The 21,718-nt window shown below is 60.3% G+C and carries 25 protein-coding genes; 13 read left to right on the forward strand and 12 right to left on the reverse strand.

The genetic code is table 11. The features are described from left to right. Positions 1-5 precede the first annotated feature (5 nt). The 5 genes from LDZ27_RS27245 to LDZ27_RS27265 form a co-directional block, all read right to left on the reverse strand. Positions 6-1,145 carry a PRTRC system protein F gene (locus tag LDZ27_RS27245; protein WP_244818474.1) on the reverse strand — a complete coding sequence of 380 codons (1,140 nt, stop codon included), beginning with the start codon at positions 1,143-1,145 and terminating at the stop codon, positions 6-8. Between the two features lie 99 nt (positions 1,146-1,244). Then, entirely contained in the window at positions 1,245-1,481 is a 237-nt protein-coding gene (locus tag LDZ27_RS27250; protein WP_008343165.1) for a PRTRC system protein C, read from the reverse strand. A gap of 9 nt (positions 1,482-1,490) precedes the next feature. Continuing rightward, complete coding sequence (locus LDZ27_RS27255; protein WP_244818475.1) at positions 1,491-1,982, reverse strand: PRTRC system protein E; 492 nt, start codon at positions 1,980-1,982, stop codon at positions 1,491-1,493. 94 nt (positions 1,983-2,076) lie between these two features. Then, on the reverse strand, positions 2,077-3,753 hold the full coding sequence (locus tag LDZ27_RS27260) for a PRTRC system ParB family protein (RefSeq protein ID WP_244818476.1): 1,677 nt from the start codon (positions 3,751-3,753) through the stop codon (positions 2,077-2,079). A gap of 177 nt (positions 3,754-3,930) precedes the next feature. After that, on the reverse strand, positions 3,931-4,629 hold the full coding sequence (locus tag LDZ27_RS27265; protein WP_244818477.1) for a hypothetical protein: 699 nt from the start codon (positions 4,627-4,629) through the stop codon (positions 3,931-3,933). Positions 4,630-5,170: 541 nt separating this feature from the next. Between LDZ27_RS27265 and LDZ27_RS27270 the strand changes: the two genes are divergently transcribed. Beyond that, a complete protein-coding gene (locus LDZ27_RS27270) occupies positions 5,171-5,662 on the forward strand; it encodes a hypothetical protein (protein WP_244818478.1) in 492 nt (163 codons plus the stop codon). A 56-nt stretch (positions 5,663-5,718) separates the two neighbouring features. Here the strand turns inward: LDZ27_RS27270 and LDZ27_RS27275 are convergent, their stop codons facing one another. The 3 genes from LDZ27_RS27275 to LDZ27_RS27285 form a co-directional block, all read right to left on the reverse strand. Continuing rightward, positions 5,719-5,967 carry a hypothetical protein gene (locus LDZ27_RS27275; RefSeq protein WP_244818479.1) on the reverse strand — a complete coding sequence of 83 codons (249 nt, stop codon included), beginning with the start codon at positions 5,965-5,967 and terminating at the stop codon, positions 5,719-5,721. After that, positions 5,968-9,087, reverse strand: coding sequence for an SNF2-related protein (locus LDZ27_RS27280; RefSeq protein ID WP_244818480.1), 3,120 nt, complete (start codon positions 9,085-9,087; stop codon positions 5,968-5,970). A gap of 61 nt (positions 9,088-9,148) precedes the next feature. After that, positions 9,149-9,943 (reverse strand): hypothetical protein, encoded by a 795-nt coding sequence (locus tag LDZ27_RS27285; RefSeq protein WP_008343151.1) that lies wholly within the window; start codon positions 9,941-9,943, stop codon positions 9,149-9,151. A gap of 512 nt (positions 9,944-10,455) precedes the next feature. On the opposite strand from LDZ27_RS27285, the gene LDZ27_RS27290 reads away from it, so the two are divergent. The 8 genes from LDZ27_RS27290 to LDZ27_RS27325 all read left to right on the forward strand — a co-directional run bounded on the left by LDZ27_RS27290 (position 10,456) and on the right by LDZ27_RS27325 (position 14,786). Further along, the gene (locus LDZ27_RS27290; protein ID WP_244818481.1) at positions 10,456-10,881 is read left to right on the forward strand and encodes a hypothetical protein; all 426 of its coding nucleotides are present in this window, start codon (positions 10,456-10,458) and stop codon (positions 10,879-10,881) included. Positions 10,882-10,920: 39 nt separating this feature from the next. Further along, positions 10,921-11,250 (forward strand): hypothetical protein, encoded by a 330-nt coding sequence (locus LDZ27_RS27295; protein WP_035472815.1) that lies wholly within the window; start codon positions 10,921-10,923, stop codon positions 11,248-11,250. Continuing rightward, on the forward strand, positions 11,231-12,439 hold the full coding sequence (locus LDZ27_RS27300; RefSeq protein ID WP_244818482.1) for a DUF1173 family protein: 1,209 nt from the start codon (positions 11,231-11,233) through the stop codon (positions 12,437-12,439). The genes LDZ27_RS27295 and LDZ27_RS27300 overlap by 20 nt, the downstream gene beginning before the upstream one ends. Before the next feature lie 59 nt (positions 12,440-12,498). After that, positions 12,499-13,017 carry a hypothetical protein gene (locus LDZ27_RS27305; protein ID WP_244818483.1) on the forward strand — a complete coding sequence of 173 codons (519 nt, stop codon included), beginning with the start codon at positions 12,499-12,501 and terminating at the stop codon, positions 13,015-13,017. 33 nt (positions 13,018-13,050) lie between these two features. Beyond that, entirely contained in the window at positions 13,051-13,326 is a 276-nt protein-coding gene (locus LDZ27_RS27310) for a hypothetical protein (RefSeq protein ID WP_244818484.1), read from the forward strand. A gap of 151 nt (positions 13,327-13,477) precedes the next feature. Then, positions 13,478-13,777, forward strand: coding sequence for a hypothetical protein (locus LDZ27_RS27315; protein ID WP_244818485.1), 300 nt, complete (start codon positions 13,478-13,480; stop codon positions 13,775-13,777). A 122-nt stretch (positions 13,778-13,899) separates the two neighbouring features. Beyond that, positions 13,900-14,565: a Lar family restriction alleviation protein gene (locus tag LDZ27_RS27320; protein WP_244818486.1), complete on the forward strand. Its 666-nt coding sequence runs from the start codon at positions 13,900-13,902 to the stop codon at positions 14,563-14,565. Positions 14,566-14,645: 80 nt separating this feature from the next. After that, positions 14,646-14,786: a hypothetical protein gene (locus LDZ27_RS27325; protein ID WP_244818487.1), complete on the forward strand. Its 141-nt coding sequence runs from the start codon at positions 14,646-14,648 to the stop codon at positions 14,784-14,786. A gap of 118 nt (positions 14,787-14,904) precedes the next feature. Here LDZ27_RS27325 and LDZ27_RS27330 read toward each other — a convergent pair whose 3' ends face one another. Both LDZ27_RS27330 and LDZ27_RS27335 read right to left on the reverse strand, forming a co-directional pair. Continuing rightward, positions 14,905-16,062, reverse strand: coding sequence for an integrase domain-containing protein (locus LDZ27_RS27330; RefSeq protein ID WP_244818488.1), 1,158 nt, complete (start codon positions 16,060-16,062; stop codon positions 14,905-14,907). Further along, positions 16,062-16,904, reverse strand: a complete 843-nt coding sequence (locus LDZ27_RS27335; protein ID WP_244818489.1) for a hypothetical protein — start codon at positions 16,902-16,904, stop codon at positions 16,062-16,064. Before LDZ27_RS27335 ends, LDZ27_RS27330 begins: the two co-directional genes overlap by 1 nt. 1,168 nt (positions 16,905-18,072) lie before the next feature. Here LDZ27_RS27335 and LDZ27_RS27340 point away from each other — a divergent pair. From LDZ27_RS27340 to LDZ27_RS27355, 4 genes are all read left to right on the forward strand, one after another. Beyond that, on the forward strand, positions 18,073-19,089 hold the full coding sequence (locus tag LDZ27_RS27340; RefSeq protein WP_008343135.1) for a PRTRC system protein D: 1,017 nt from the start codon (positions 18,073-18,075) through the stop codon (positions 19,087-19,089). Further along, a complete protein-coding gene (locus tag LDZ27_RS27345; protein WP_244818490.1) occupies positions 19,086-19,457 on the forward strand; it encodes a hypothetical protein in 372 nt (123 codons plus the stop codon). Before LDZ27_RS27340 ends, LDZ27_RS27345 begins: the two co-directional genes overlap by 4 nt. 144 nt (positions 19,458-19,601) lie before the next feature. After that, positions 19,602-19,754 (forward strand): hypothetical protein, encoded by a 153-nt coding sequence (locus tag LDZ27_RS27350; protein ID WP_244818491.1) that lies wholly within the window; start codon positions 19,602-19,604, stop codon positions 19,752-19,754. Next, positions 19,741-19,977, forward strand: a complete 237-nt coding sequence (locus LDZ27_RS27355; protein WP_244818492.1) for a hypothetical protein — start codon at positions 19,741-19,743, stop codon at positions 19,975-19,977. Before LDZ27_RS27350 ends, LDZ27_RS27355 begins: the two co-directional genes overlap by 14 nt. Before the next feature lie 69 nt (positions 19,978-20,046). Here the strand turns inward: LDZ27_RS27355 and LDZ27_RS27360 are convergent, their stop codons facing one another. Further along, positions 20,047-20,271, reverse strand: coding sequence for a hypothetical protein (locus LDZ27_RS27360; protein ID WP_008343128.1), 225 nt, complete (start codon positions 20,269-20,271; stop codon positions 20,047-20,049). Positions 20,272-20,380: 109 nt separating this feature from the next. After that, positions 20,381-21,472, reverse strand: coding sequence for a primase-helicase zinc-binding domain-containing protein (locus LDZ27_RS27365; RefSeq protein ID WP_244818493.1), 1,092 nt, complete (start codon positions 21,470-21,472; stop codon positions 20,381-20,383). Positions 21,473-21,718 lie beyond the last annotated feature (246 nt).

The following is a 21,718-nucleotide window of genomic DNA, read 5'->3' on the forward strand; positions in this document are numbered from 1 at the left end:
CCTAGTTATGCCGCGAGACACGCGATGACGCGGTCCAATTGGCCAAGAATGGATAAGCCCTGCGACCAGTCCGCGTACTGCTTGCGGATGGCGTCAGGCGTAGAGGCAAGCGGCGTAAAGCCGAGGTAGGTGGTGCCGTCGCCGGCGCTGGCGAGGTACTCGTAGTGCGAATCGAGTACTTCACCCACGCGGCCGTCGTTCTGCACCGTGAGCGTGGCTGCTGCATACGCGCACCGGGGCCGATACTCGCAACCAAAGAGGTCGCGATTACCCACCCGCTGCAGCATCAGCGAGAGCTTTTCAAGCTCCGCGCAGATGCGACGCGTGCGCCCGGAGGTGAAACGCTGTAGCCGCCTAAGGGCCGCGACACCAAGCGCCCGTTGAGGCAGATAGCGGCGGCTCTTTGCGTTCCAGCGGTAGACGTCCATGTCGTCGGGACAAAGCTGCGGACGTACAACGGAAGGGAGGTAATGCTCGATCTCCGCTTCGTCGTCGCCGAACCGGTCCGTCAGCATCTCGCGCGCTTCCTCGTCGGTTGCGTTCGAGTCGCCATCCCAGAACCATGAGGCGAACTCGCCCAGGAACTCGTCGGGCGTTCTGACCCACATCGTGCGGCCTGCTGCTCGATTGATGAGGACCATCGCCGTCGATACCAAGCGAGGATGCACATTGCGAAGGTCGGCGGCACGCCTGCCGATCTCGTAGATGTTCTCCCCTGGTATTTCGATGCCGAGATAAACGGGCGAAGTCGGATTGAAGTCGCTGCTGTCCTCCTGGTACTGGACGACGTCTTGCACCGCTTGGACGTCGCACAGTACGAAGTCGAAACCGAGGCAGTCCAGACGCGGCGTATGACGCTTGGCCCACGCAAAAAAGCCATGAGCAAGCGCATCACCCGCGCCTTTGAACTCCGGTACGTCGCGCGGCCTCAGCACGCCCGAGTTGAACTGAGCTGAGATGAGACCGGCGACATCCTTTTCGGCTTGCCAACGCATCACTGCGCGCGTTTTGACGTCCGAGCCGATGGCCGGCAGGCTTAGAAAATCATTGGGAGGTCGACGTCGGGCAGAGGGAGCGCATCGCGATTGCCAAGACTCTCCCGAGACAGTGACTTCTGCACCAGACGGGCGAGGATCGAAGAACATTGCTCGATCTCCTTGTCATGAAAAAAAACCGCCCTTCCGGGCGGTTGCTGATGAGAAAGAGCCAAGTCCGGGTCGGACAAGGCTTTGAGGAGGTCGCGCTTACGCATGGGCGCCGCAGGGCATGACTGCACCCTTCGCACCGGCCGCACGCACGAACGTGAACCGCATGACCTCGCCTTCCGTCGTCGGCCCGTCGATCGCCGCGGTCGTCAGCTCCGGGTACTGCGCGGAGTAGAGATCGCGAACATCGTCGGGCGAGAAGGTCGGCCCGGGATCGGGGAACGTCACGCCGTTGTAGACGAACTCGCGCGTGAGCTTCGCAACTTGGATAGCCATGTCTGCTCCTTAGTCGAAAAGCGATGCGAGGTTGGTTCCGGTGTTAGCCGGTTCCGCCGATGCATCAGCTGCGGACGATGCCGAAGACGCAGTCGGGGCGGTGCTCTGTCCTTCAGCAGCGTCGTCACTTGCGTCGTCGTCATCGTTGTCCGCGTCGGTGCTCGATCTGCCGGGCGCCGGCAATGCCGGCTTGCTGCCGCCCTTAGCCAGCGTCTTCGTCGCCTTGGAGACTTGCGTCGTCTTGGCGGCCTCGAGGATGGCGGTGGTCGCAGCAACCTGCTCGGCGAGCGACGCGTGCGCGCCGGTGTAGGCCACGAGCGCGTCGATGAAGCCCGCTTCCAGCTCTGCGGCCGTCGCGGTGAGCGCGAGCGGCTGCAGCATGGCGGCGTCTTTTGCCGTGCCTTGCGGCATGACACAGACGACCATGTCGTCGCCCTTCATCTGCAAGGACAGCGTGAGCTTCGTGCAGTGACGCAGAAGCGGTTCAATAGCTACAAACATGGGAAAACTCCTGAAAAGAAAAAAGACCGCCATCCAAAGGATGGGCGGTCTATAAAGGATGGGAACTACGGTCGATGCACGGGCGAGCCGCGCGTTAGAACTTGAGCACCTTCGGAATCTTGCCGGTGTAGTCGAAGCCTTCGACCGCCAGAAGCGCGTCGATGACCTCGGACTTGGACTTGCCGAAGACCTTCTTGAAGCTGTCGCCGAGCGCGGCACGAATGCCCAGCTCGTCAGCAACCACCATCATTTCCGACTTCGTGATCAACTCCAGAAATTCCTTGCAGAGCTTCCAGTGCTTCGCGAGATCGAGGTGATGGTGCTTACACAGACGCGTGAGGTGCTGGACGTCGAGGCCCTGGATCGCGGCAACCGTCACACCGGTGACGGCATGCGCAAGCTTCGCGTCGTCTGCGGCTGCCGTCGAGGCTGCCGCTTTAGACACATCGCCGGACGCGACTTGCTCCTCCGTCAGCTTTTCCCAGATGCCCGAGAGCGTCTTTTGATCGACGCAGCGCATCTGGTCGGACAGGGCAATCGCAACGAGGTATCGCTGGGCGAGCGCGGGCTCCGCACCCACCTCACGGCGCAGGGCTTTACGCCATAACGCCACGCGATACGCTTTCATCTTGTCCGACTCGGCCACCACCGTCGCCGGCGGATTGCTAGTCGTCGATGCCGCGGACGAACCGGCCGCGCCCTTCGCTGCTGCCGGCGTCGCTTTCGCGCCCGGCTTGGCTGCCTCGGGCTTCGGCTGCGTGGCAGCTTTCACCGCTTGCAGTTGCGCCGCCACCTTCTTCATGTTGCAGACGGTGTCGAAGCACTGGCCGCGATAGACCTTGCCGATCGAGTCAGGCAGGCCGCTCACTGCCGCGCCGTACTTCTGGCACGCGTGACACGCCTTCGCCTGCTCTTCGCCGACGCCTTTGGGGCCATCGACAGCGAGCTGCACGCGCGTGTGGTTGTCGCCAGCGCGCACGATGCGCACGACCGGATATTCGTCGCGCAGGCCTGTGGCCGTCGCGTCGAGCATCTTTTCGGTCTTCTCGTTGTAGCAAGTGCGGTTGGTGCAGTTTCCCGTACCGATGGACTCGCCGAACATCTCGCCCTGCGTGGACGAGTTGTGCGGGCATCCGGCGCAGTCGGCTTTGTCGAAGATCGCGGCCGCCAACGAACAGGCAACCTGTTCGATGGTTTTCTTGACCTCAGCGACCGCCTTGCCTTCCTTGATGATCACCGGCAGCAGCTTGTCCTGCGTCTCTTTCGGGAGCGCAGCAAGCAGCTCGGCGTGACCGAGCAGGATCTGCCGCGTGCTCAATGCGTCGAGCACGGGAGTACTGCAGTTCATCAGCGCGAGACGCTTATCCAGCGTCGCACGCGACCAGCCGAAGATACGCGCGACTTCGTCGCGATCCCCCTTGCACAGCCCGACTTGCTCGGCTGCAGCAATGGCTTCTTCGGCGGGCGACATGTCGGCTCGCTGGATGTTCTCGATGATGGCGAGTTGCTTCGCTTCGACTTCATCGATGTCTCGAACGACGACCGGGATTTCATAGTCTTCGCCGTGCGCCGCGAGCGCCGCTTTGTATCTGCGGCCGCCAGCGACGAGGCTGAAGCCGCCGTCAGCGAGCGTGCGCACGATGACAGGCTGGATGACGCCCTTTTCGCGCACAGACGCGGTTAGCTCTTCCATCTCCGCCGCATCGAAGTACTTGCGGGGATTGACGCTGACCTGAATTTGCTTGAGGGCGAGAGTAGGTTGTTGTTGCATGACAGGGCTCCTAAGAGGGAACCTGCCCCCTTTGGGAGTGGTTCCCAAAGGGTTGAACAACGTGGGCTGACGAAAGTCAGCGCGGGGTCGATGCGTCAATGACGCGGGTGATGGAGCAACAATAGCGGTTTACTTTGCGGGCACGCCGCGCAAAAGCTCACGAATTCATGCCGTCTTTCAGAGCCAGGCGGGTCGCGGCTCATTCTCGTCCGCATCCAATGGCTTGCCTCGCGCCCACGCAAGTCGGTGAACCGAGACAAGATCCGCCGCTAGCCGCTCCGAATCGGCCGCCGAGAGAGCAAGGCTGATCGACCGAATCTCGTCGACCCCGACTGCCACTTTGACGACCAAGGTCACGTCGCGATAACCCGGCGCATCGAGCTTGCTCTCGTACTGGCAGGAGTGCACGACGTCATCATCGGGCAGCGGCGTGTGCGCCGGTTCGTCAGCCAGCCCCCATCGTCTGATCATCGCCAGCCAGCGGGCTTCCCCATTGGGAAAGTAACGATGCACTTCCGTTGCGTGCCGACTGTCCAGCCGCAGTACCTGCATGCAGTGCTCCAGCAGATCATCGTCGAGCCGTCGAAAGTCAGTGAGACTGAAGGGGAAGTCCTCGCCGTTATAGAGGCCTGCCAGAAGCTGAGCAGCGACGCGTCCCTGCCCAGAACTGCCCTCGGCCACGTCAAGGAGATAGGCAAGCGAATCCAGGCTGGCGTCGCGATCCTGAGCGCGTATCTCGGCCGCTCGCTGCGCGGGAGTCGTTCCGCCCGCCGCTTTTGCGAGGAAGTCGTCAACGGTCTCTTGGAGTGCTTCGGCTAAATGCGTTGGGACGGTGAAGTCGATGGATCGGGTGCTGGGTGTTGGCGAATTACTCATTGCATTGTCGTGGCGGAACGGACGCTCCAAATTGCGCCTGTCCGCAGGATGCCACGAGTGAAAAAGTGCGCCGGCAGAAAGCCGGCGCACAAGACAGTCGGCGCATAACCGGGGGACACCAGACCGCGAACGAAGCGTATTGGCTCCAAGGGCTCGATGATGCGGCGCAGCGAACACTTTCGCTCGCGATGGCGAAAACGCGCCGACGCGTGGCCGAACAGTCGTTAAAGCCGGGAGTGCGGGCTTGGAAAAATCGTTCCGCGGATATCGTAGAAGCCGTTTTGAGAACTGCCAGTAGTCGGCCCAATGGCGGAACGCTCACCTGGTGAGCGACTTATCCCTCCTACCCCGCCTGCAGACCCGCTGCTCTTCCCGTGAACTGACTGGTGGAGCACGGTGACATGGTCGACGTAGAATGCGACGAATGGGCGAGAGACGGATTCCGTGGATCGCTCCCTTCCTCGTCAAAATCAGGCGCTACGAAGCACTTCGGCTCTGACACGACTCCTCCGACAAATACGAATCTAACGCACGAAGGCGAATGAAAACAGAAGGCGTCAAATCACTGGTGCAAGAAGTCTTGGACAGCTTGCCTACTCCGTACACTGAAGATGTCATCGATGAGGTATTCGGTGCAATTGAAACGAGCGCAGCGTGGAGGCGGCGTTACGACTCGCTGTGCGATGAGCTCGGCAAGGCCACCGTTAATGCGTGGGGCGGCTACTGGATTGCTAATGCGCTTGGCAAGTCGGGAGAGCGCCAAGCTTCGGCCAAGCGAAGCACGCTGATCGGCTCGTACTCGCTGCTCGACACCGATGCAGTGCCTAGCAAACGCAAGCCGAACGAGTCCGAAGCCCGTGAGTTGGTGTATGGTCACTTTCACGCCTACAAGGCAGATTTGCCTGACGAGATCCGCAACTACCGAGAAGAGTTGGTGCTCTTGGTAATGGACGGTAAGACCACCGACGAGGCGTTTAACACGGTCTCCGAGTTCCACATGCAGGGCTACCAATCCAAAAAAAAACCCGGCTAGAAAGCCGGGTTGTGATTGAAGGATGTGAGAGCGGCACCCGAGGATGCCGCTGTGTTTCAAGCCGCCGCGCCAGTCACGGGCGGCAGCGATCGTGACAACAAAGTCGTGACTGCCCCTGCCAACGTCCACTCGCCAAATTGCTGCTCATGGCTTTCATGGACGAGACGGTCAAGGCACAGCACCTCGACGCCATCGACTTGTACTTTGCCGAGGACGTTCGCCAGCACCGCGCGATTGGAGCCTTCACGTTTAACCGTGACGACGCCCTCTCCGACCACCACATACACGTTCGAGTCCTTCGGCATTTACGCTGCCTCCTTCAAAAGTTTGCGCATGTCACCGGACGTTTCCGCCGACAGCAATGCAAGGTCGTCGACGAAGCGATCCAGTAGGGAATCCATGTGCAAAAAAGTCTCGTCGTCGAGTTCCGGCGTCGCCCAGTCCAGCCCCGCCTGCGTCGCATCACGTTTGTGCGCGACCATTTGGTCCTGATACTCGTCGATGCTGCCCGGCAAGTGGAAATACAGCACCTTCAACACGCCCTTCCGGTTCCATCGCAGCGCGCGCCGCATCGCCTGATACTCGATGCGCCACGTCCACGAACGGTCGTAGAAGAGGATGTAGTCGGCGTTCGGCAGGTTGTAGCCCGCGCGGCCCGATGCCTTGGTGGCCATCAGCCCTGTTGCCAGTCCGCCCAAGAAGCGCTTGTCCTTATCGGCCACGCGACGCTTGATCGGAATCTCCCCATGAAACGGGACCGTCTGCACACCATGCGCATCCAGCTCGCGCGCCAGAAGATCGAGCACGCCGGGGTTCTCGGCAAACACGATCGCTTGCTTGCCTTCGGCCGCGATCGCACGCATGCGCGCCACAATCGCGCGCTGCTTGCTCGTCAGCCCGCCGATGTATTCCACGCCCTCCATCCCGAACTGCGGGTAGTTGGCAGAGAAGTGAACAGCACGAATACGAGCGAGGATCGTCACCAGGTTGCACGCCTTCTTGTCATCGCGCGATGAGCGATACCAATCGGCGAACTCGTCGGCAGCCCGCAGGTACGCGGCCAGATGCCCGCTATCCCAGTCGACCGTCTCCACCTCAAACTGCGGCGGCTCGATCTGGATGTAGCGCGACACCTCTGGCTCGGCGACAAGCCGGCGCTTGATGTGCGGCGCGAGCATCGCCCGGTACAGATGCAGATTGCCGATCTTCGGCACCTCGCGTTTCGCTCCATCCTGCAGGCTCTCCGCGAACTGCCACGTCACCCACTCAAGCACCACGAAGTCATCCCTGAATCGATCGACGCCGCGCATCGCGTACTCCACCGAATTGATCCAGTTCTGCTCAAGATAGCCCACCCGGTAGCCGTAGGGCTGCGCCGCCGTTCCATCACCGCCGGAGAACGCGATCAGACCGAACGCATCTCTCGGGTAGTTCGGGATGGGCGACCCCGTCAAAACGAACCTTCGCCGCGCCGAAAGCTGCCAGAGCGCGCGGCTCTGATCGCTTGTCGGATTGGCAAGGCGCTCGCCTTCATCGGCCACCAGCAGGCCGATGCGACGACGCAGCCGGTGCGCATAGGTCACGCGCGATGAAACCGCCTTGTCGACCGGCATGCGCAGGCGCTCATACGAGATGAGGTTGATTTGTCTAAGGTCGCCAAGATCCGCCGCCGATTCGATTACCTTCATCTGCTCAGCCGAGATGGGCAACTGTCCCACCTCCTTGAGCATCTCCTCGATGAGCCGGGACTCAACAACGATGAGGCCGTGCTTCACACCCGAGACGAGGATCAGCGCCAAGGCGAGCCGGGACTTGCCACAGCCCTGCTCCCACGCGACGACACAGCCGGTCGGCTTCAGCAGCGTTTCGATCAGATCATCAACCTGAAACTCCCAGTCGAGCCACTGATCGACGCCGAGCGCCTTGACGCGCGACCTTAGCGCTGCGGCTTGGTCAGAAAAGCGCGCGCACAGACCTTCGTGCACGACTTCCCATCCCTCGCTGACGTTATCGACCGCGAACCGCGCATTGAGCTCGTCGACAGACAGGTGATACCAAACGCCATGCAGCGCGTATCGGTAGCGCCCGTCGGCTTCGCGATCAAACTGGACTTCATCGCCCGCCTTGATGAGCGGACTGGCCCAGCGAGTCGCGTCGACCTTGTGGGTCTCCTTCGCGATGCCCGACACCTGATCTCGCGATCCAGCGCCGGTGGTCCAGGCGACGTGCCGCAGTGGTACCGCCTGTCTCACGCTGCGTCGCATGCGTCTGTTGAAGTGCTCCATAAAGCCGGCTGCGAGTTGCGGCTCGCCACCGACGCTGCGGATTCGATCCAGCAACTGATCGAAGGCCGCGACCGGGTTGTCTTGCACCAGATACGTTTCCATATCTAGCAAGCCTTGCCCCGAGTAACGGAAGCCACGCGGCAGCCGGTGGCCGTCGCGCGAGTAGATGCGCTTCACGAGAATCGCGTTAAGCACCATCGCTTCGTTGAAGCCACACGCAAAGGACAAGCGAATGCGCCGGCCATCGTGCGAGACCTTGACCGACTTGTCGCCCGTGACCGCACGCGTGATGAACGGCACGCTGTCATCGAGCTTTTGCAGCCGCAGCCGAGCTTCGCCGAACGAACGTTCCTCGAAGTGCAGCCCGAGATTCGGCCCGGGTTTCGCAAGATCGTCGACGACCGCGCGTACGAAGTCCGACGGACGATCGCGGTAGCGGTCGAACACCACGACGGCCGTGCGCACGTTCGCGCCTTCCAGCTTGAACGCGTCCGCCGGCAGTTCGAAAAGACCTGCCGCGCGGCGTTTCAAACGGTCCCCTTGCTCGCCCCCAACCATCGACTCGGCGGTCGTGATCGGCAGGAGCGCGACGACGATGTTCGCCGCCTCAAGCGCCTGATGCACGGCGTAGTCGTGGCTCAGCGCGCTGGTGTGCGCGCCGTACCGGCCCCACGTCGTGCATTCGAGCGTCTGCAGATGTGGCGACTCGAGATGGATCGAGAACGGCGGATTGATCAGTGCGATATCGAAGCGCACCGGATGGTTATCCTCCATGCCGGCTTGCCGGAACTCGCAATCAAACCCTGCGTCCTCGAACACCTTCTGGCACTGCTGGATGACATCGGCGTGCACGTCGACGCCGTACACGGCATGGCGTTCCGGGTCTGCGTACTGAAGCAGCCGGCCGGAGCCGACCGAGTTATCCAGGATGCGGATAAACCGATTGACCTTCCAGCCGCTCACGAAGCTCCACATAAACGCCGCAATGGCGTCGGGCGTGAAAAACTGCCCGAGGTGCTGACGCCGTGCCGCGGCCAGCTCGCCCTGATGGGCGACCGACGGCGCCTGCGATCCCAAACTTCTGATCGCACGCAACGGCTCATACCAATCCCGTTCGAACGTAAACAGCTCTCTCTGCATGAAATGCCTCTAGAAATGAAAAGACCCGCCGAAGCGGGTCGAAAGGATGGACGGTGGACGCTTAGTAGCGGTCGCGCGAGGCGAGGTACTTGGCGCCGAACTCACTAATGAAGAGGGACAACGCGTCACCCACGTCGTGAGCGAACTTGAACTGCCACTTGTCGTTGAACAGCACGACCTCCAGCCCCGTGAACGACAGCTTCTCGCGAGTGGAAAAAGTCAGTCGGTGGACGCTGAAGTTGCGCAGTTGCATCGCCAGCGCGCCGAACTGATGCTTCTTCGCGAAGGTCGCCAAGCCGTCAAAGGTTGTGGCGACCGCCTGCTGAGAGGAGTAATAGACCTCGCGTTGCCCCTTCGAATGGAAGCACGACTGGGACGTAACGCGCTTTTCGAGAATCACCGCGCTGCTGGTGCGCTTGATCTCCGTATCGGGCTTGAGCCAAAAACCGTCGATGATGGCCTTGGCTGCCTGCTCAAACGCAACGCGCTCGCCGGCCTCACCGCCGAACGTTGGCTCGAGGTGTTGCCAGAAGCCGTCCAAGTCAGGGATGTTGTTCTTGCTCAGATCCTCCTCGATATCGAGACCGCATCGGTCGAGTTCGCGACTCTGGTCGATCTCGATTCTGCCGCCGGCGGGGGCGAACTTTCGGCTTGCCTCCATCACAAGCCGCGAGAGCAGCCGTCGGCAGAACGTGTTGAGCTCGCGCTCGACTTTGTATTCGCTTCGAACTTCCATCGCCGAATACTCGGTCAATCCGTCAGCAAAGACGTCGCGCTCGGCCTGAACGACAGCGCGATACGCCACTGCTGCTGCCGTTTGGGCCGTCTTGAACTGCTCGATTAATTGCGTGTACATGCGATTGCTCCATGGGGATGAGCAGGCGCACGCCCGCAATCGGGGACATGCCCCTGCGGGTTAAGGTAGACGTTGCGGGTGCGGCGAAGTTGGTCGCCGAGAGTCGATGCGCTAGGACGCGCGGGTGATGGTTCAACGATACCTGCATGACGTCGCCGCGTTGCGGGGAAAGGCGAGCTTTTGATAGCGCCTCTTCAGCCAGCCGCTTTCAGTTATCCCCAGTTTTTCTGGATAACCCTGGGGATAACACGTCACCGCCGCGCACATTCACCCACACATCTCTCGGGGTTCACGGTCCGGGGGCTTCATCATGATGAAGCGCGTTTGGCGAAAGACCCCCTAAAAACGATAGCTTTCCGGTCAATTTGCCGGCAAGGAATTCCGGCTCAACTACGTGTGCGCACGGTGAATGGAAAAGGCGATCGAAACGACGCATCTTTCTCCTTCGCTAATGAATCGCTGATCGCGAGAATTGCGAACTGCGCTAGCCGCGTCAACGATTCCATGAGCACATGAAACTGAGTCACATAGCCACTGTTGCCGTCCTCATCGCTTCGTGCGCGACCTCGGTTGCGGCGATCGGCCTTGTTGTGCACGGGTTCAAACTCGAGCGAACAGCCGTACCGGTCGTTGCAGGCACAGGCCTCGTAGAGCGCATGCAAGGCGTCTCTGATGCGCTCCAGCATGTTCCGGCCAACGCGCAGGCGACTGTGCTCCAAAACTATGGGTTTCGCGACCGTCAGTCGTTCGACGACGCGCTGGATTCGCAGCGTGTCGACCTCGCGAGGGCGCAAAACGTCCGCGCCGAAGCGCTAGCAAGCAACGAAAAGAGGTTGGCCGCACTGCTCATCGCACTCGTATACACAGGAGTCGTCGCGGCGATGGGCGCGCTCGTCCTTTGCGACAAGGCTTTGGCGAAAGCACCAACTTGCAACTGAGGCAGCTCCCATCCGCCTCTTCGCCCGTGACTAAGGACGATGGACCTCATCATTATCAGCTTCGAAGACATCAGAGATGACCCGGCAGGCGCACGCGCAGATGCAGAGCCGGCCGCTGGATTCCCGGACTCATGGCTGGACGCACTGATCGGCGCTGGCTCGGTATTTTCTCGTGACTATGCCGCTCCTGGCGCTGTGTCGACCGTCGGCGTTCGGTTTCCCAGCACTTTCCACGCAGAGCAGTTCTGCTTGAGCGTGCGCCAGATGGCCAATCTGCTGGGCACTCGCGCCCATGTTCACAAGGTCCCGAGCCACCAGGCGCGTTCCACCCTGCGCGAGGCCGAAAGACATGGTTCACGTCTCCTTTGACAATCTCACCGTTTTGCTTAAGGACGTTCAGAACAGCCCGGCACGCTACGCGCGCCAGCTTGAGCGTGCCAAGAAGTCGCCGGGATATGCGGTGTGTCGATGCAACGCTGCGGGTGCGGGCCAACCGCTGCGTCTCGTAGTTCGTCGCTACGGCGCGCTCTTTCATCTTGCGCGATGGCCCGACGAAGGGCCGCACCACAACTCGAAGTGCCCTTTCTATGCGGCGGCCGCTGCGACCGGCAAGAGCAAGTCCGACGCCGCTGATGCAATCCAGCACACGCCTGCGGGTCTGAACGTCAAGCTCGACGCCTCCCTATTTGTCAAAACAGTCGAAACCTCTCCCCGCCTGTCCGCGAACACTTCAGGCACCGGCAAGACGCGCCGTGCGGCGCCGCTGCTCGGCTTCCTGCAGCGTCTCTGGATCGAGGCGGATTTGCATACCTGGACGGGTGCCTCTGCGCGCAGTTGGGGGCAATGCAACGCTCACCTCGTCGCCGCACTTGGAGACGGCAAACTCAACGGTAAGCCGATGCAGAGCGTCCTGCATGTCATGCGTCGCTATGACGAAAACGAAGCGCAATCCATCGTCGCGGAGTTCGATGACTTTCTTGGGCGGATTGAAACGACGCCCACGGCGTCGCAACGTGGCTTGGTCCTTGGCGAGTTGCGCACGGTCGATGCTTCCAAGTATGGCTTCGTCGTCAAGCTTCGCCAGACGAAGCGCACCTTCTTCGCCTCAAAGCAGTTGCTTGCGATGGCGGCCGCATCATTTCGATCTGCGTGGGCCATGGTCGGCGACGCGAGCGCGCGGATCGTGGTGTTAGCGGTAATCGAGCGGACCAAAGAAGGCAATCTTCGAATCGTCGACATCGCCCTGCAGTTGTGCAACAGCAGCTTCTTACCTTGCGACTCGAGCTACGAAGTCGCGATGGCCAACCGGCTGGTCGCGGAGCGCCGGCGGTTTACCAAGCCGCTCAGGCTGGAGAACGGCGATGCACAGCTGCCGGACTTTCAACTGACGGACACCGAGGCCCCGACCGCGATCGAAATCTATGGCATGCAGGGCAACCCGCAATACCTTAAGCGCAAGAAGGAAAAGCAGGCGCGGTACGCGCTCACTGCAACGCCTTGTGTCGAGTGGATACCACCGGCAGAACTAGCGTCGGTACGACTGCCGGCCGCCGCTTGACTTGACAGCGGGCATCACCGCGATACCTTGACCCAGTTCTCAACTTCTCGATACAACACGTGAGCTCGAACTCGTTCTTTTTGAAACACGCGACGGCTCGCGATGCCGACTGGCAGGTGAGCTACCCCGCGCTCGCAATGGCAAGTTTGATCGACCCGGTCGATGAGCGGCGCAAGCAGATCGTTGTCGCGGCCGCCGACGACACCCATGTGCGCATGGTGTTCTTCAGCACCCTTGGCGCGATCCTCGACTTCCGGGCGTCGTGGGCAGAGATCGATAGCTCAGCGCGTAGCTGGCTAGCCTTTACCGTTCGTTGGAACAGGTGGTGGCTGCCGGATGGCGGACACGCGCGAGCACTTGAACAACACGCGTCGACGCCGACCGATTTACGGCTCGCGCATTGTTCGATTGAGGGGCGTCTCACCGACGACGCAGCCTTTCGGCGATATCTTGATAATGTTGAGCGGCACTATCGGCGAGATGCGAGAATTGCTCGGATTTTGTTTCCCGACAACATTGCTGGCGACACTGGCCGTTGGCCGCCTAGGGACGCGGAGCACTGGTTGACTCCTGAATGAGCACCATCCTTCCATTTACGCGTCTCTCTACCAATGATGCGCGCGGTCACGGCAACGGCTGCGCGCATCGTCATATACGGCTGGCCAAACACGGCGGCACCGTCTCTTGCTCTGACTGCGGTGCGGCCCCTGGCGCCCTTTTCCGCGCTTTCAATGCTCGCGGAGCAGTACGGTCTCGCTCTCTCGCAGATCGAGCACCTCAAGAATCGTCTGGCTCTTGCTGATGCCCGGAATCTCGAGCTTTCCAAAACCCTCGACGCCATCGATAACCTGAAAAGAGCACCGAAACAGCCTTCAACGGAGACTTGACGGAGCGTCGATCGGTGGTGCAATAGGGTATCAGCAACAACAGAGCACCAGCACCATGAAGCAGTCGTTTGCATGCGGCCACACCGGCAAGGGGAAGTAATGCCACACCTGCGCCAACGCAGAAAAAGAGAAAGCGGAGCAGCGTCTCGCGATGGAACAAAAGCGCGCGGCAAAGAGACGTTCGACTGCCGACGACGCCATCGACCTGTCGATGGTTCGCCATCTGTCGTCCGTTCAACGCGAGGCACGCGACCTCCTCGCGAAGGTCAGCAACGGAATCCATCCCTTCTCGCTCGACGGCAAATTCCTGAAGTCGTCCGCCGGCAGGCTCCTATCGGTCCCCGTTGGCAGATCGTATCGGTTACTTTTCGACGCCCCATCTTTGAGGCCTATCCGCTTGGTCAGCCACGAGGATTACAACGCAATCGCCGCCAATCGCGTCGCCGCGTAGTCTGAAAGGCGTTGTAAAGTTCGGGGTTGTTTCCTAATTTGGCCGGGAAACGAGCGTCGTTATAATGCATCCGCCCACACCCTTTTCGCCGACGATCGGCGAACGCCCCGGACCACGCTGCCATGACTGACGAGCTCTTCCCCTGCGACCATTGCGGCGGAAAATGGGCCTTTGGCTACTCGCACCGGCTATTGAAGCGCCTGTCGGCGCCCGCGAGTGACTATCTGAGCGCCGACGACCGAGCTGCTCCGCAAATGAACGACCTCGAAGCGCGCTCGCTCTTTGCGATCCCGCAAGAAAAGGTTTGCTGCATCTTTTGCGAAGACTGCGGCATGCAAACGCCTTGGATCGCAATCGGCGACGACCGGCACGCGGCCCTAGAGAAGGCGGGGACGATCTGGAACGCTCGGACGCGGCGCCCCCCTGCCAAGGAAGGCGATCTCCTCAAGCTGATCAGGAAGGAAGTCAGCGCCCTGGATGCGCCGCTCCTGATCAACCTCTTGGCACGAACGGAAGGCGACTGGGAGAAGCGCGGCCCAGTTTTCGCCATGCTGGCTGCGAAAATCGTCGACAGCAAGATCACCTTGAGCGATTTCTGGCCTGTCGACACAGTGCTCAACGATGCTGCGAGATACCGGAAGCTCCAGCAACTCGCTAAACGCGTATACATCGACGGCATAGCCTCGATTCAGTTTCCGCGCATTCCTGCGACGGGCGGTGATGAGGGCAGTTTCGAGAACAGCGTGAACCTCGCGGTTGACGATCTGCCGGACCGCAATCGCTGGTAACTTGACTTCGGGCTTATGCGTCCATACTGGTTTGGTGCTGGCGAGTTGACGCCAGCGGCAACCACCACCACAGGAAACGCATGTCCCCCATCGAATACCTTCGCGCCGCTTACCGCCTGCGCTCAAAGCTCGCACCGCAAATCGCTGTGGTCGTCGCCTTGGCCGCCATTCTCACCTATCACGCGATGACAAGCCGGTCGCTGGATTGGCTCTTGAATTGACCCAAAAGCGCGGGACTGAACCCACGGGCCATATCACTGATATGGCGCTTTGCGCGGGTGCCTCTCCGCTATCTCACTGACGCCAAACGACAATTTCAAACTTTTCGCGTGTGACAAGTTAGGACTTTCTGCTATTTGTCACACTCACGGCTCTTCCCTCGAGGATCCGATACACGCTTTGCCTTGAGATCTGAAGGAAGTTTGCGGCAGCCTTTTTGTTGCCGTTGAACTTAGCGATGGCATCATGCACCTGATCGAGGGTAACGTCCGTCGCCTTTTGCTGCTGGACCCTGTGCGTCGATAGATACGCGTTTGCAATCGAGGGTCGGCTGTGACCTGCCGCTTCGACCACCTGACGCCTGGCCTCCTCGTGCTGCGCCTTCGGCGCAATCTCGCCTGTTCCCTTAACCGGCGCTTTAACGCCTGCCAACGCTTCGTACATGGTGTGGAAGTTTTGGTGACGTAGACCGTGGGCAGTTATTCCGAGCGCGCTCTTCCGCACTCCGTGCTTGCGTAGCACACGGTAGAACCGGTCTTTCCACTGCTGCTTCGTATATCCGAGCGGGATCGTGGTCTTCGAAACCGAGTTCGTCAGCGCTGCCGCCTCCTTCAGTACGTCTAGGCCGTCACCGATCGGGACGACCCGGTTTCGACCGCCTTTTGTCCCCCGTGTGACGTGGAGCATCCCGTCATCGCCGACTGACTCAACAGGGCGCAAGAGGAAGCTTTCCTCGACGCGCAAACCGAAGGTCAACTGCAGGCGGAGTTGGACAGCGACATACCTGTCGGTATGCGCGATCTCCGCCATCTTCTCGATCGAATCGACTCCATTGCCGTCCCACGACTTGTCCTCGGTGGCGATGTACGAGCGAACAAGACCGTGCTCTTTGCGGTCAACGTAGCTTTCCAACGGGCCGATAAGGTTTGGCTTATGCATCCACTCGGCGAGTGCGCGAAGATAGGTCAGCTTGTTTTCGATTGTTCCGCCCGTCAGCTTCTTACGAACCCAGATGTCCACAAGTGCCTCGACGTGCTTCTGCTTCAGGGCCCACGGAGATTTCAGCGCGTATCCGTTCTCGCGAAGCTCCACGAATGCGTGGCAGATCTTCTGAATCCGATATGCCTGTGTCTTCAATGACAGCGGGTTTCTACTTACGCGAGTCCGGCTGTGCACGCGAGCGACGTTGTCCTCAAGAAGCCGTTCCAGTTCGATTTTGAAGTCCTCTGGCAAATTGTAGCGACGAAGTTCTGAGCGGACGTTGACGGTGACCGACATTAGCAATTCCCCTGTGCGTTCGTGATCAAGTGATTAGTTGCATAGCAGAGCGCCCGTCCTGTCTCGAACGATTGGCGTAACTCGGGCGACCGCGCAATATGGCCGGATATCTCAATCACACCTGCCGCCGCAGATTCCCAGCCGGCCGCCGCCGCATGCCTCAGCGCAGCCCGTCGAGCATTCAAATCGTCAAAACCGTATCGCATGGACAACTGCCACATGGACCACGCTAGGTCAGCCTCGAGCGGATGATTGACCCACGGCTCCCGGGCGGCTTTATGCGCACCTGTGGCGGCGGCGCCACCCGCCGTCAGCGAGACGAACCGTCCATGCGGCTCGATCCTCCTCAGCGACGGCTCAAGCAGGATTTCTCGGGCACTGAAGCGGAGTGCTTGCGCAATGTCTCGCGTCCATGGCGAGCTACGCTCGATGCCCGCTTCGAATGCCCGCAAGTACAGCGGCGGCGCAGGTGCGAAAACTTCTATCCAAGGGGTGGCTCGTGCCCACTCAGCCAAGGCCCCCCGGGTGACGGAAAAGTTATTGCACAGCGAGGCAAAGTCGCCTGTGGCCACGCCAGACTCGTGATAGCTCTCGTCGAGCTTCGATAGAAAGCCATCTATGTCGACCGTGTCGCGCTCAAAGCGATGGGCGCGGTCTAGGTTCAGCGTCAGCCCGCAATGCCGTTCGATCGAGTGGACTGCGTCTAGGAAAACTGGCCCCATGACGCGGTGGTACGAGCCGACAATATATGAGCCCGTTACTGCCTTCCGAAGCACGAATACGTCCAACGGCTCCTGCATCGTTTCCTCGTTGATCTGCGCTTGGTCCGCGGACACTGACATGTGCCCGATCCCTTTTTCGCCGGGCGAGAACCGCAGGGAGCCTATCTCCTCGTCTCTTCGCGCTGCGCGCCGCGTCACCCCGCCGGGTCCACCCTTCCTCGCCTTTAGCGATTCCATTCGATCAGCCCCGCACGTGGAAGAGACGTGCATCGACCGTCCGTATTGCTGCGTGCTGCCGGTCTCACGCTTCGCGTGTTGACCGCCGCCGACTAGCTGCCGGGAGACATCAACGCGGGTCCGCTTCGCAGAACCTCTCGCCGTTGATTGCTCTCCCCGCTACTGCCGACAGTCCAGTCGCGCGCTTTTCGCTGCGCGATTGGGCTGTGCCGCTGCTACGGCTACCGCGCCGGCCTTAGCACTGATGCGCTGCGGCCAATTGCTCGGTAATTGCTTTTGCGCTGTTTTGTTCCGGTTGCGCCGACCGTTCGTCTTCCGTACAGGGAGCAGTCGCCTATTCGGCTTGCTCGCTCCCCCATCCCCAAGCGCGTTGAATCCGCCGCGGTGTGTCGGGCCTCATGCAACGTACCCAGCTTCGTGTGCTGTAAGGATGCGTCCATGCTTGTCGAATGCGTCGGTGATCGCAGCAGCAGACTGTGTCCGTGTCCGCGCGCACCTCGACTCAACTTGCTTTCTCGGGCTGAACTGCCCGCAAACCCAATGGATATCGCGTGTCCGTGTTCCTCAACTTGGCTCACGGTGCGTTTGATTTGATTCAGAAAAAGGCCGCATGATTTTGCGGCCTGTGACAGAGGGGATTTTCGCTAGGCAAAGCGGTCCCCTCGATGGTCCGTATAGGAGGTTCGATGCGCTGGTCGCGCGGTTGGTGATTGGAATCATAGCCGCTCGGAAGACAGCGCACATTTCGAAAGCTGCCTAAATGTAGCGAGCTTTTGCTTCCTTGACATTGCGGCGTTCCAGATAGATTAGGCCCGTCAGCAGCAGCTTTGGCCCCTAGTGGGTACCTGTAGGTTCCCTAACGAAACTTGCCGCTGAGTGCGCGTCCCTGCTTGGCCCCGACGAGGGTCAAGCAGGGACCAAACAGGGGACTTACGAGCAGCTTCACCCTTCAGAATGCTGCTCTTGGCCCGTGTAGCGGCCACGCAGGGACCTGCCAGGGGCCGGGCAAACTTTGCTGGCAACGGCTTAACTGAACTCTGGAGAGAGAATCATGAAAACACAGGTTTTTGCAGTTGATGTTGGTTACGGCAATACCAAATGCGCGTTTCGTATGGGCTCGGACCTCGCGACGATGATGTTTCCTTCGCTCGCCCCGCTTCGCGTCAGCGAGGCGGTCTCGAGTTTCGCCAACGGTGTGCTGTCCGATCGCAAAGTGGCTGCCATTGAAATCGATGGAACAGTGTATGAAGTCGGTCCCGGCGTTGAAAGATCGTCAGCTTATGGGAACGCAGGCCGGACGCTGTCTGAGGACTTCTGCACAACGCCGAACTACGCGGCGCTGCTCTACGGCGCCCTTCACTTCGCCGGCGTGACGGACGTCGAACGTCTAGTTCTGGGCTTACCAGTTCATAGCATCGGCAAGTACGCCGACTCCGTGCGCGACGCGTTCAGCGGCACGCTGACATTTGGTGAGCACAAAGTGCGTATCGGCAGCGTGAAAGTCATCCCGCAGCCTCTCGGTTCGCTCGTCTCTTTTTCCGAGTACGGCGGCGATGCTTTCGATCGGGAAAACGAACACATCGTAATTGATGTCGGCTATTTCACGACCGACTGGGTGGTCGCAAGTGGCTTCACAATGAACGACGGGCGTAGCAACGGGGTTCCTGGCGGTGCATCCCAGGTCTATAAGCGCATCGCATCGCTGATTGGCGAAGAAAAGGGCGAGATCGTTACCGACATTGAGAAGCTCGATAAATGCCTGCGGATGAAGAAGCCGTTCCTTTTCTACAGCGACGAGATTGACCTCGCACCGTACTTGGAAAAGTCGCAAGCAGTGATCCGGAGCACCGTCAAAACAATCCAGGAAAAGGTCGGCAACACCGGTACGGTTCGCTCAATCGTCTTGAGCGGTGGTGGCGCAGCTCTCTACGAGTCAGCAGTACGTGAAGCGTTTCCGAAGAATCGAGTTCAATTGATGGACGCGCCGTGCTTCGCGAACGTGAAGGGCTTCTTGATCGTCGGTGAATCGACGCTTGCGCGTGAGCGCAAGCTGGGAGTGGCAGCATGACAAGAAAGATGCTGATCAAGGTGACGGTGGACGAGGCTCTCTTCCCTGAGCTGTATCAGCGTCTGGATGAACACGGTCCACGATTGCGCGCGGCCGTGCTCCGCTCACTAGCCAACGACACAGCGCGGACAGCGATCGGCGGGCGCGAGTTGACCTCCGCGGGCAAAAATGGGCGGTCGCCGGCCTACGCTGAACTGTCGGTTGAAGCGGTCGCTGCTCTAAAAGCCTCTGCTCTTCCTGTATCGTCTACCACGATGATCGCGGCCAATTCGGCAGTATCTTCGGGCGCAACCGACCACGATGTCGTGACGCAGCTTTCTCATCGTTTCAATGTCGATGAAATCGCTGACCAGTTCGCTGGGTTTTAGTCAACCGGTGCCGTTGGCCCGAGTATCTGTTTGTCGCGCCGATAAAGCATGTCCGCTGCGGCTTGACTTCGCCGCGTATCTGCCAAGATGGGTTTTATTTGCAGCCAGTGCACCTATCAAAACCAACGAATACTGAGGCGTTTTATGGACATTCTCAACAATCTGGCGCAAGCCGACTGGACGCGCGGCGTTCGCATGTGGATTTTCGTGGCCGCCGCGCTGGCTGCGTGGGAGGCAGCTTATCTGTTGCATCGCGCGTTGTCCCGCTCAGCCGAAGGAACCGATGATGTACGCTAGATTAATGGCGCTGCCATTTTTCACGCGACGCATCATTATCGTGATGGCGTCCTTCTTCGTGATGTGGGTTTGCGCGTACCTGCCGAAGAGCGGCCTCACTCAGGTGTTGATCGGGTCCTGTGCGTTCGTGATGTGCTGGGCAACTGGCATCCTCGTTCCGTTCCTGAAGGTTACGTTTTTCGTCTTACGGTGGCGTTTGTGGTACGTGGTGCGCTACAAGTAATCGCTGAATTGCGAGCCACAAATAGAAAAGCCCCGACCAATGGTCGGGGCTTTTGTCTTCAGGGGGTACTCAATGCAGCAGAGATACACCTTGTGCGCTCGCCTGTCGGCGAATGCAGTAAAACCAGGCGGTGTCCAGTGTGACGCCTTGTTTCTCCAGTCGGGCATGACCGCCTCGCTTCCGGTCGATGACGTCATACGCTTCGGCCTGCGACTTCCCCACTCTGACCGAGCCGTTCTCAACGCCGGAAGTTGCCACGATCTCATACCGGCCGACAATCATGCTGAAGCTCATTTCCTCTTCTCCATTGGAAAAGCCCGGGCGGATTGCGGCCCCGGCGGGGACGAATCCCCACCGGGCAAAAAGTTACTGTTAGCGGCCAGACGGCCGCGGAGTCAAACAATCAAACGTGCAGCGCTTCGCGTTCGTCGCGGCGCACCACCATTGCTACGGACGGGCGATGTGCTGCCTGTGATGCACACCACTCGTCGGCAAAATCGGTTTCCCGCTTTTTCGGCCGGTGAACCATAGCCGTGTAGCCTTCAGCTCGCAGCCGCTTCGCCAGCTTCAATGCGGCATCGACGCCCGGCGATTTACCGGTGCGGGGATCGACCGCATCGAAGTCCGCGAAAATGTGGACGACGCGGATTCCGAGGCCGTCCGGCACAACGAAATCGGCGAGAAGGATTCGATTCAGGCAGTACCAGACCGGCACACCGAAGAGCATGTGCGCGGCATACGCCGTCTCGAGACCTTCCGCGACGCCGATCTCGCCATCGACTGGATCCATCAGCCGGACTGCGCCGCCGTTGAGCTTATGAAGCGTCACGTCGTTCAGCTTGGCTGGAAGGATCTCGCCATCGTTAGTGACGATCGACGCCTTCGCAGGTTTCGAGCGTTCAAGGAACGTTCGGTGCAGCGTTCCGAGTCGGCCGTCCGGCAGCGTAAAGCGAGCGAGGATGCCCGGCCACTGACCGATAACTTTCTTCTCGTGGCGGTAATCGAGCATCGCCATGCGCAGCGCCGCGGACGGGGCCACAGTCAGACCCGGCACCCGCTCGCGCAGGTACCGCGGAACTACGCCGTCGGAACCGACCAGCGTCGCTCGATCCCACATTGAGTCGAGGCGCTTGCGCGCCCACTCGGGATCGACCTTTCGGCCAGGCGCCGGGGCTGCCGGGGCTGCCGGTTGTGCTCGGTTCTGCCGCGCATCGGCCAGGCTGCCGCCTTCGAGCTCGATCATGAGTTCGCGGAAGGTCATTCCGGCGGCCTTGCAGATGAGCTCGAAGCCGTCGCCGGCTTTTCGGTCACCGTCGTTGCACTTGCGGCAGAGCCAGTCGCCGCGGCCGCGGTTGTTGTCGTAGGTGAAGCGGTCGTTTCCGCCGCAGATGGGACAGGGTGCGCCCTTCCCGGTCAATGAGCTTGCGGGCACTCCATACTTCTGGAGCAACGCAACCCACTGTTCCGGGGACAGCTTAATGTCCTTGATATTCATTGGCACTCCAGTAGTGGTGTGGTTGAGGTCGATGCCTGAACAGGCGGTGAAACCGTGCTCAAAAAAGCCGTCCGCCTCGCGCATGGCGAGCAACGGCGGGCGGCTTTTTTCAGCAGGGGAAGCGAAAGGTGGGTGTAGCGACAGCGAGGGCGCGTCGTGCACCGGAAGAGACGCTTCGCGGCTTCGCCGACCGTTTCCGGTTCGACGAAGCAACGAAGGTGAGAAGAAACAGGAAGCGAGGTGAGC

Origin of the sequence: Caballeronia sp. Lep1P3 (assembly GCF_022879595.1) — a bacterium.
Lineage (GTDB): Bacteria > Pseudomonadota > Gammaproteobacteria > Burkholderiales > Burkholderiaceae > Caballeronia.

Coding starts and splice junctions, on each gene's coding strand:
- LDZ27_RS27295 (WP_035472815.1), top strand. CDS start 10,921: ATGGACCTCATCATTATCAGCTTCGAAGACATCAGAGATGACCCGGCA.
- LDZ27_RS27325 (WP_244818487.1), top strand. CDS start 14,646: ATGTCCCCCATCGAATACCTTCGCGCCGCTTACCGCCTGCGCTCAAAG.
- LDZ27_RS27335 (WP_244818489.1), bottom strand. CDS start 16,904: ATGTCAGTGTCCGCGGACCAAGCGCAGATCAACGAGGAAACGATGCAG.
- LDZ27_RS27255 (WP_244818475.1), bottom strand. CDS start 1,982: ATGTTTGTAGCTATTGAACCGCTTCTGCGTCACTGCACGAAGCTCACG.
- LDZ27_RS27280 (WP_244818480.1), bottom strand. CDS start 9,087: ATGCAGAGAGAGCTGTTTACGTTCGAACGGGATTGGTATGAGCCGTTG.
- LDZ27_RS27310 (WP_244818484.1), top strand. CDS start 13,051: ATGATGCGCGCGGTCACGGCAACGGCTGCGCGCATCGTCATATACGGC.
- LDZ27_RS27320 (WP_244818486.1), top strand. CDS start 13,900: ATGACTGACGAGCTCTTCCCCTGCGACCATTGCGGCGGAAAATGGGCC.
- LDZ27_RS27360 (WP_008343128.1), bottom strand. CDS start 20,271: ATGAGCTTCAGCATGATTGTCGGCCGGTATGAGATCGTGGCAACTTCC.
- LDZ27_RS27300 (WP_244818482.1), top strand. CDS start 11,231: ATGGTTCACGTCTCCTTTGACAATCTCACCGTTTTGCTTAAGGACGTT.
- LDZ27_RS27250 (WP_008343165.1), bottom strand. CDS start 1,481: ATGGCTATCCAAGTTGCGAAGCTCACGCGCGAGTTCGTCTACAACGGC.
- LDZ27_RS27340 (WP_008343135.1), top strand. CDS start 18,073: ATGAAAACACAGGTTTTTGCAGTTGATGTTGGTTACGGCAATACCAAA.
- LDZ27_RS27285 (WP_008343151.1), bottom strand. CDS start 9,943: ATGTACACGCAATTAATCGAGCAGTTCAAGACGGCCCAAACGGCAGCA.
- LDZ27_RS27260 (WP_244818476.1), bottom strand. CDS start 3,753: ATGCAACAACAACCTACTCTCGCCCTCAAGCAAATTCAGGTCAGCGTC.
- LDZ27_RS27315 (WP_244818485.1), top strand. CDS start 13,478: ATGGAACAAAAGCGCGCGGCAAAGAGACGTTCGACTGCCGACGACGCC.
- LDZ27_RS27365 (WP_244818493.1), bottom strand. CDS start 21,472: ATGAATATCAAGGACATTAAGCTGTCCCCGGAACAGTGGGTTGCGTTG.
- LDZ27_RS27270 (WP_244818478.1), top strand. CDS start 5,171: ATGAAAACAGAAGGCGTCAAATCACTGGTGCAAGAAGTCTTGGACAGC.
- LDZ27_RS27245 (WP_244818474.1), bottom strand. CDS start 1,145: ATGTTCTTCGATCCTCGCCCGTCTGGTGCAGAAGTCACTGTCTCGGGA.
- LDZ27_RS27290 (WP_244818481.1), top strand. CDS start 10,456: ATGAAACTGAGTCACATAGCCACTGTTGCCGTCCTCATCGCTTCGTGC.
- LDZ27_RS27350 (WP_244818491.1), top strand. CDS start 19,602: ATGGACATTCTCAACAATCTGGCGCAAGCCGACTGGACGCGCGGCGTT.
- LDZ27_RS27345 (WP_244818490.1), top strand. CDS start 19,086: ATGACAAGAAAGATGCTGATCAAGGTGACGGTGGACGAGGCTCTCTTC.
- LDZ27_RS27330 (WP_244818488.1), bottom strand. CDS start 16,062: ATGTCGGTCACCGTCAACGTCCGCTCAGAACTTCGTCGCTACAATTTG.
- LDZ27_RS27355 (WP_244818492.1), top strand. CDS start 19,741: ATGATGTACGCTAGATTAATGGCGCTGCCATTTTTCACGCGACGCATC.
- LDZ27_RS27275 (WP_244818479.1), bottom strand. CDS start 5,967: ATGCCGAAGGACTCGAACGTGTATGTGGTGGTCGGAGAGGGCGTCGTC.
- LDZ27_RS27265 (WP_244818477.1), bottom strand. CDS start 4,629: ATGAGTAATTCGCCAACACCCAGCACCCGATCCATCGACTTCACCGTC.